At 35.7% G+C, this 8,347-nt stretch carries 4 protein-coding genes; 2 read left to right on the top strand and 2 right to left on the bottom strand.

Going from position 1 to position 8,347, the window contains the following annotated elements:
• Positions 1-157 precede the first annotated feature (157 nt).
• Together brxL and pglZ are read right to left on the bottom strand one after the other, a co-directional pair.
• The gene (gene brxL, locus K5Q14_RS07830; protein WP_220735241.1) at positions 158-2,242 is read right to left on the bottom strand and encodes a protease Lon-related BREX system protein BrxL; all 2,085 of its coding nucleotides are present in this window, start codon (positions 2,240-2,242) and stop codon (positions 158-160) included.
• An 18-nt stretch (positions 2,243-2,260) separates the two neighbouring features.
• The gene (gene pglZ, locus K5Q14_RS07825) at positions 2,261-4,792 is read right to left on the bottom strand and encodes a BREX-1 system phosphatase PglZ type A (protein ID WP_220735240.1); all 2,532 of its coding nucleotides are present in this window, start codon (positions 4,790-4,792) and stop codon (positions 2,261-2,263) included.
• A gap of 111 nt (positions 4,793-4,903) precedes the next feature.
• Here pglZ and pglX point away from each other — a divergent pair, with 111 nt between their 5' ends.
• Positions 4,904-7,150 (top strand): BREX-1 system adenine-specific DNA-methyltransferase PglX, encoded by a 2,247-nt coding sequence (gene pglX, locus K5Q14_RS07820; protein ID WP_281419682.1) that lies wholly within the window; start codon positions 4,904-4,906, stop codon positions 7,148-7,150.
• A complete protein-coding gene (locus K5Q14_RS07815; protein WP_220735238.1) occupies positions 7,143-8,228 on the top strand; it encodes a tyrosine-type recombinase/integrase in 1,086 nt (361 codons plus the stop codon). The genes pglX and K5Q14_RS07815 overlap by 8 nt, the downstream gene beginning before the upstream one ends.
• Positions 8,229-8,347: the final 119 nt, after the last annotated feature.

The raw sequence follows: 8,347 nt of genomic DNA, 5'->3' as shown, positions 1-8,347 counted from the left end.
CATAAAAAGCTCCTATATTATATTATCTCGGATTTCGTCCTAGAAAGAAAGTAGTCCGGAATTTCAGTATAGGAGCAATATTCAAAACGCTGACGAACAGATACAATTGATAATTGCTAAAAATTATACACATAGCAAATTATCTAAAATAAGTGATTCAATTTACTCCTAATGCCTTAAAAACGGCATCTTCAACTGAACTATAAAAAAGAATACTAAATGTACTCATTAATTCAGGTGGAACATTCCCCAAATCTGCAGCAGATGTCATTGGTAATAAGACTTTTTTGGCGCCACTATCATGAGCAACTTGCAGAGTATCGGCAAGATCATCGAGTCGTTGCAAAGTACCACCGATTGTTATAGTTCCCAGTACTACCAAACTATCAATAGTTGGTTTACTTAATGAAATCGACGCTAAGGCAATCAGAGTAGACAGGGCCAGATCTCTTGTCATATCATAACCATTTAAATTCTGCACGTTTAATACATAGTCATGATTGTTAAGACTGATAGTGTTGCTAATTGTACTGGCATTAGCTTTCAAATAATTATATGCAGTTTTGGTAGCTTCTGAAGCATCTTTACCTGACACACCGGTGACATTATATTTCCCCGTTCCACCACTCATTTGCGTTTCAGTCTTATATAAACTCAGGCGCCCGCCAACATCATGTGCCACAGAATAAATATGCCCAGGCATACCGCTCCCTTCGGGAATTAGCGTGGCCCCACCTTGCTCAGGAACAGGCACAAATCGCTCTTCAAAGGTTTCGTTATCTATGTAGCTGAAATTCACATCAAAAAACTCCATGCCACCGATTTTCTTTAACTGCTCTTTAACGCGACGACGCATTTCAAGCGCAAAAACCAAGATTTCTTCAACATCGTCACGAGTATACTGCTCGTTTGGAAATATCAATTTTAGCATACCAGAAACCGTTTTGACCACACCGTCTGAATCACGTTTAGCTAGTTGATGTCCCAATTTGAAAAATTTACTAATTGCATCTCCATATGATATTTTCCGTAGTTCTCTCATCACTTCTGAAAAATAATCTGTAATAAAGCCATACCCATTAGTAAAATGATCAGCATGATATTTTGGCATTTCCCATCCTGGCAAATACGCATGCATACGATCCAAAGATGCTGAGTCATTCGCCATGACGTCCGGAAATGGATCAAATAAATGAGATGTGCGCATCACAACATCTACACTTTGATTAATGTTACCTTCAAAAACCATTGATGCACTGGCAGCCTTTTGTTCTTTACCGCGCGCAAATGAACCAGATGCCATGTAATCTTTCATGATTTGAATGCCATCCTTGTCTTTGAAGTTAATACCAGCAACTTCATCAAATGCCACAACATCCCAAAGACCTACCAATCCTATCGAACGAGAAGACATATTATAAAATAAATTAGCAACAGTTGTTTGACCACCAGAAACTAGAATAGAATTGGGTGAAATTTCCTTATAAACGTGAGATTTCCCAGTGCCACGAGGACCAAGCTCCACTAAATTATAGTTATTCTCCACCAATGGCACCAAACGTAACAGGTGAAGTAATTTTTCACGATGAGACAATTTACTGGGCTCAATCCCAGTTGTTCTGAGTACAACATCAATCCACTCATTTTTTGTAAAATTAGCACGTCCAAGCTTTAATTCATCTAAATTGATACTTGGCATCTGAATTGGTGTAATATTTTTTATAACAAACGGCATGCCATCATTGGCTTTACTTTCTTTCTGATCGTAATCTCCTCGCAGATCATCCTCGTGTATATATTCCATTTGAACGATCGCCCAAATGCCTCCACCAAGCAGTCTTTCATATTTAGATGGGTAAACTGAGTCAACTGGTACCCCACTTAGTCCAAGATTCGAAAACTCAACTTCGTATTGATCAACACGGTAGTTCAACGAAACGGTTAGTCGGTCGATGATAGTATAGGAACCTTTTTCACGCAAATTTGAAATAACCTTTGTTGCCTCATCGGGTCGCACATAATTACGCGCTAAAATGTTCTTAACAGTTTGAATACCTTTTTGAATTTCTATTTCATCAGTTGAATTGGCATACATACCTAATAAGTACTCCAAAACATAAGTTGGCACATTAGCCCCTTCTTTGATAAGCTTTGTGAGGTCCTTGCGTACAAACTTACCCGGAAAATTTGTTTGTAATTTTTCAAGAATCGTTGTTTCATCTGTAAGTAGTTCTTTTGTCATTTGATTGCCTTTATTAAACTAAATGTCAAATCCAAATCCACCAGCCAGTGCAATGTCTAATATATATGGATTACGCTGTACCTCGACACCAGTAGTTCTATCAATTATTAACATATAAAATTGGTCCGTCCGTTTATATTTTTGCTCTTTAAATGTAAATGAGTTGCGAAAACGACGATTATTGACATTATTGTCTTTTAAATTAGCCATAATAATGACTTCATTTGATATAATTTCATTATTTTCACTGACGAAATAAACTTTATATTCATTAGGTTTTACGACATCACTTATTGGCTCGTCTTGTAAAAACTCAATATTTGTCAATAGATTGGTTATTCGAGTTGACGGAGTCACGACGCGCAGATCAGCCGGTTTGTTTGTAGACTTTCCACGTTTCACATTAACGTGTATTACTGGTATCATCATCTCTTGAAGAGATGATCCACCATGAACGTAATTCCTACCTCCACCAGCACCCTGAAAAACATTAATGCTTTTTGGATAATTGACAAATCTGTCATCAGAATTGCCTAGAACATCACCCAATTTTGTGGCTGTAACGCCTGGTTCATCATACGAGTGATCACTGATTAAATATCTTTGACTTGGTTTATCACCTTTGGCTAATTCCAGATCAATCTTGTCCGAAACATCTACTTTATCTTCTCGATAAATATATCCGTGATCGGCTGTAACGAAGAAATTTCCAATATTTGCACTGCCAGCTAAACGTTTGATTAAATCACGAATGTCATCAATGGCCTTCCTGGTTGCTTCGAAAACTTGATCTTCTGTTTTTTGCGTATCACCTACTGCATCAATTTGATTGTGGTAAATATAAATTATCTCTTTATTAGATCTAAAATCACGTAATTCTGCTTGTGTCATTTTTTTGATCACATCAAATTGAATAGCAACACTCTTTTCATTCCAATTTTTGAGAATCTTAGCACGATTTTCCGTATTATTGGTATCAAATTGATTATCCACAATGATACTTTTTTTATCGCCATCATATGCCAGTGACTTATGTGGCAATAATTGTGCCATACCAAACGGCGTTATAGATGGTAATCCGGTTAAAGCTGATTCTATATTAACAATATTTTTCGTATCAAATTTCAACAAATCAGCTAGTTCCAAAGCCGCTTCATAACGAAATGCATCGGAAATTATCACTACTGTATTGGCAGTCTGATTAGCAATGTAGTCCTGGTAAAAATTTCGCTGTAATTTTGATTTTGATTGATTAATGTCAGTAAATATAAATTCTTTATTCCATTGAGTAATCGCATTAGCCAGATATTTTACGTACGTTTCTTCGATAAGTTGACGAAGCTTATCATACTGATCTTGATTTCTCGCTGCATGCAAATGTTGATAAAATTTACGATAATGTCGATCTATATTGAACCCTGTCTCTTTGTACGCTGTAATCATGGTTGCAATGTCACCATATGAAACATTATGATTTTGCATTAAAGCGGCAGCATGTTTTAAAACGTGATATTCTTCCGAATAAACATTCCCAAAATGCATTTTCACACGTTCATCTGTTAACTGTTCAATAGAATAGTCATTAACCTTCGCTGTGACATCACCCACAAGCAATCTTTCAATACACCATTGCAAAACTCGCTCATCAAATTGGCGAAAGGATGATGACTTCGCGATAGTATCAATACTCATTTTTCCAAATAATTGATCTGCCAGCACGTAATCATAAACTGCAGTGGCAAGTGTATCGTATCGTTCCGTATATTCTTTGCTATTCATATAATTAGCCATAAACACAGCTACTGTCGATTGTCGACTAACCCGATATATCTTGTGACTACTAGGAATTTCAATTGATAATTCAAAAAAAGTAAAATTCAAAACCAGAGCGCTAACAAATTTCATTAGATTGGGCGTTTCGCTTTGATAACCAAAGTGAAGATTGACTTCTTCCCAATACTTTTCTAACAAGTCATATTTGTTAAAAACTGCCAAACTTTTATTATCTTCATCACAAGAACCATCCATAATTGCCCGCGTTATCGTTTCAATATCAGCGGTTTTTTGATTAGTTAACACTGCCATCATGCCCAAAATCAAGTCATGTTCGTCATGGTATTCAAGATTAAGACTAGCCAGCTTTTGCATTCTCTCTTTATTGCCAAAGAAAGCCTGATGAGATTCCACTATTAAACGAAGAGCTGCTGGAATACCTAATTCTAATGATATAAACGCCGTACGGTCAGCAGTAAATTCTTGTGAATATTCAAGTTCATCCATCAAGAAGTTTAATTTAGCTGCCGGTTTTGGAGCAGGTGAATAAATCAGGAAACTGGCATCGGGTTGTTGTCGCTCAATAATGGTTTTTGTTTTAAATTGTTCATTAGGCCCCATCATCAATAACTTAGCATTCTTTAATTTGCTTTCTATTTCTTCAATATCATCAAAAAAATCAAGCGCCGCATCATACCAAAAAATCAAGCGCCGTTCGCCTACAGCGAACTCACTATTTAGCTTATCGATTATTTGTTGCAAACTGACTGCTACCATTTATATATTAACTCCCAAAAGTATCTTACTTCTATTTTACTTTAGATTGGTATAAAAAACACAGACAAAATAATATAAATAATCGCTCTTCTTAATCAAACAGTCGACGTGATGAATGACTTGTACAAAATGATTTTTATTAAGCAAGCCAATAAATTAAATGACGTCTTGCCGCAACTATTTGAAAAAATTGCTGATTATTCTGAACTATTGTTCACACCTAATTATACGGATGTGAATGGTGTCATTCACAAACTAGTTAATGATATTGATAAAGCTGATTTTGACGTCAACAAATCTGGTCAAGTTGAAATTATTGGCTGGTTATATCAGTATTACAATACTGAACCACATGAGCGCGTTGTCAATATCACTGGTGGCGCTGTTAAGAGAGCTGACATTCCTGCAGCCACTCAACTTTTTACAACTGATTGGGTTGTGAGATACATGGTTGATAACTCGTTAGGAAAGTATTGGATTGAACACGAAGCCAATAGCAAGATTGACAAAGATCTTAAATATCTGTTACCTGCTGACATAAAACGTCGTACCGACGACCTAAAGCTTGAAAATATTAAAATACTGGATAATGCCATGGGCTCAGGTCATATTCTCGTTTATGCTTTTGATGTACTGATAAAAATGTATGAAGAGCGCGGATACTCGTCACGCGAAGCAGCATTGTTAATTCTCGAAAATAATATTGTGGGACTTGAAATTGATAAGCGAGCTTATCAACTCGCATACTTTGCATTAATGATGAAGGCTCGCGAATATAATCGCCGCATATTGACAAGTAGTACTAACCCAAGGGTTTATGTTTTCCGTGATGTAACAAATATAGCAGATGACATTTACAAACAACTTTCCGAAAATATTGCCTCTGAAATTAAATCGTTGGTGACACTTTTTGAAAATGCTACTGAACTCGGTTCTATAATGCAGTTTGAAAAGCAATATGATATTGACCTATTAAAGTCTGAAATTACCAAGATTGAAGCTGATGAATTAGACATTTTTGGAATATCTGCTTCAAAAGACAGCATTATCAACATGTTAAGCATTATTAACGTACTTCAGACAAAGTATGAAGTGGTTGTCACCAATCCTCCGTATATGAACAAGTTTGAAGCAAGTTTAAAGAAATATATCAATAATCACTTTAAAGCCTATAAGGGCGACCTGTTTTCAGTATTTATTTTCAACAATTTACAGATGCTTAAACCAGATGGCTATGCTGCCTACATGACACCATTCGTTTGGATGTTTATTAAAACTTACGAAGCCTTACGGACTTATATTGTTGATAACAAGCAAATCTCAAGTTTAATTCAAATGGAATACTCAGCTTTTGAAGAGGCGACTGTGCCAATCAATACTTTTGTCATTCAAAATAGCCCCAATCATGAACTGGGCTCATATGTTAAATTATCTGAATTCACTGGGGGGATGGCAGTTCAAGATCAGAAGGTACTGGAAATTATTGAGAATCCTGCTGCCGGTTATCTATATCGAACTAACCAAGCGAATTTTAAGAAGATTCCCGGTAGTCCGATTGCGTATTGGGCATCTGATAAATACTTAGAAACTTTTAAAGACAGGATCATTTCAGATGTTGCGTTTGCTGGAATCGGTATGCGAACAGGTAATAATGCAAAATTCTTACGATTTTGGTATGAAGTCCGGATTAATAACTCAACTCTTTCCGACGCTAACATTGAAATAACACAGGCAAAAAAATGGGTGCCATATAATAAAGGCGGAAACTTTAAAAAATGGTATGGAAACAATGAGTATGTTGTCAACTGGTTCAACAACGGATTTGAAATTAAAGAAAATACTAAAAAAATTTATCCACAACTCGGAGATAATCTTGGTTGGAAAATTTCAAATGAATCATATTATTTTAGGCCAGGAATTACGTGGACTGGTGTAACAAGTGGAATGTACAGCGCTAGGTACTATGGTACAGGATTCATTTTTGATTCAGGTGCTAATGGAATGTTCCCAAACGAAATTTCTAATTATAATAAATTACTGGGATTTTTAAATTCAAAAGTTGGTAATTATTCTGTAAAGTTAATTAATCCAACAATCAATACTGGCGCCGGCACAATAAGGCAACTACCTTTTGTTTCTGCTATTGATAGCCTGAATGTAGATAAAAATGTATTAAGTAATATTGAAACTGTGAAACAAGACTGGGATTCCTTCGAAACTTCATGGGATTTTACCCAACATCCACTCCTTTCAAAAATCGATGAACATAATCGAAAATCTCCGCCAAAAATTGATACAATTTCGGATGTGTGCCAAAAAAGTGCCAAATTCAGGAGGAGAATTAATAAATATGGTTAGTTATCGTAAACGTGGAAATGTGTGGCAATTTGAAATTTCGTTCAAAGATGCCAATGGAAATTACCGAAAGCTTAGAAAGTCTGGATTCCGAATCAAATCAGAAGCTATCAGTGCTGCATCATATGTTCAAGTCAACAATCCCAAACTCACAACATACTTGCGCGGACAACAATCTCTACTGAAATACTATCAAAATTGGATAAAACTTTATAAAGAAGATATTGTCTCAGATATTACCTACATGAAGTATGTCAGTACCGCAAAACATATCAGCAAGCTATTTGGTGATACAAAATTAATTGATATCACCAAAACAATGTACCAAGAAAAACTAAATATTTTTGCTAAAACGCATGCAAAGCGTACTGTTAGCGGGCTACATAAATACATTCGTGCTTGTTTGCTCGATGCATTGGATGAAAACATTATTCCAACTGATCCCACCCGTAAAGCTGTAATAACTGGTAAACCCTCTATCGAAAATAAGAAAGCGTTGAGCTATAACGAATGGCGTAAACTAATTAGCAACATTAATTATTTAGACCCTAGTGAAATGATGATTTACATTGCCGCAGTGACTGGCATGCGCTACGCTGAAGTAGCCGGTATAACACGTGACGCAATTGACTTTTCCAGCCAAACCATTTCAATTACTAAGACTTGGGATTATAAATATAGAACCGGATTTAAAAAGACTAAAACCGCATCATCTGTCAGAATAGTTACAATTGACAAGCATACTATAAATTTGCTCAAGAAGTTTTTATCTTTTAACAATGTTGATAATTTTCATCCTATTTTCCTAGTCAACCATCGTATACTAGTTAGTGCACAAATTAATCAAGTTTTACACGCAAAATTAAAAGAACTCAGTTTGTCAGAAATAACTTTTCATGCTTTGCGCCACACTCACGCATCAGTCCTATTGTACAAGGGCGTCAGTGTTCTTTCAGTTTCAAAGCGGCTAGGACATAGTAATATCACTACTACCCAGTCCACCTATTTACACATTATTAAGGAATTGGAAGCACAAGATCAAAGCCAAATCATTAAAATTATTGGTCTAATAGATAGTTAATATTTTTGGCACAATATTTGGCACCATTTAGTAAAATGATTCAAGTATTTAGTATTCAAAACATGAATCTCATAACTGCCGCATTCCCTTAAACTAAGATAATAAAAAAAACGAAATCC

Origin of the sequence: Leuconostoc inhae (assembly GCF_019656015.1) — a bacterium.
GTDB lineage: Bacteria > Bacillota > Bacilli > Lactobacillales > Lactobacillaceae > Leuconostoc > Leuconostoc inhae_A.
Note: the sequence above shows the minus strand (reverse complement) of the source record. Positions and strands in the feature narration are given on the sequence as shown.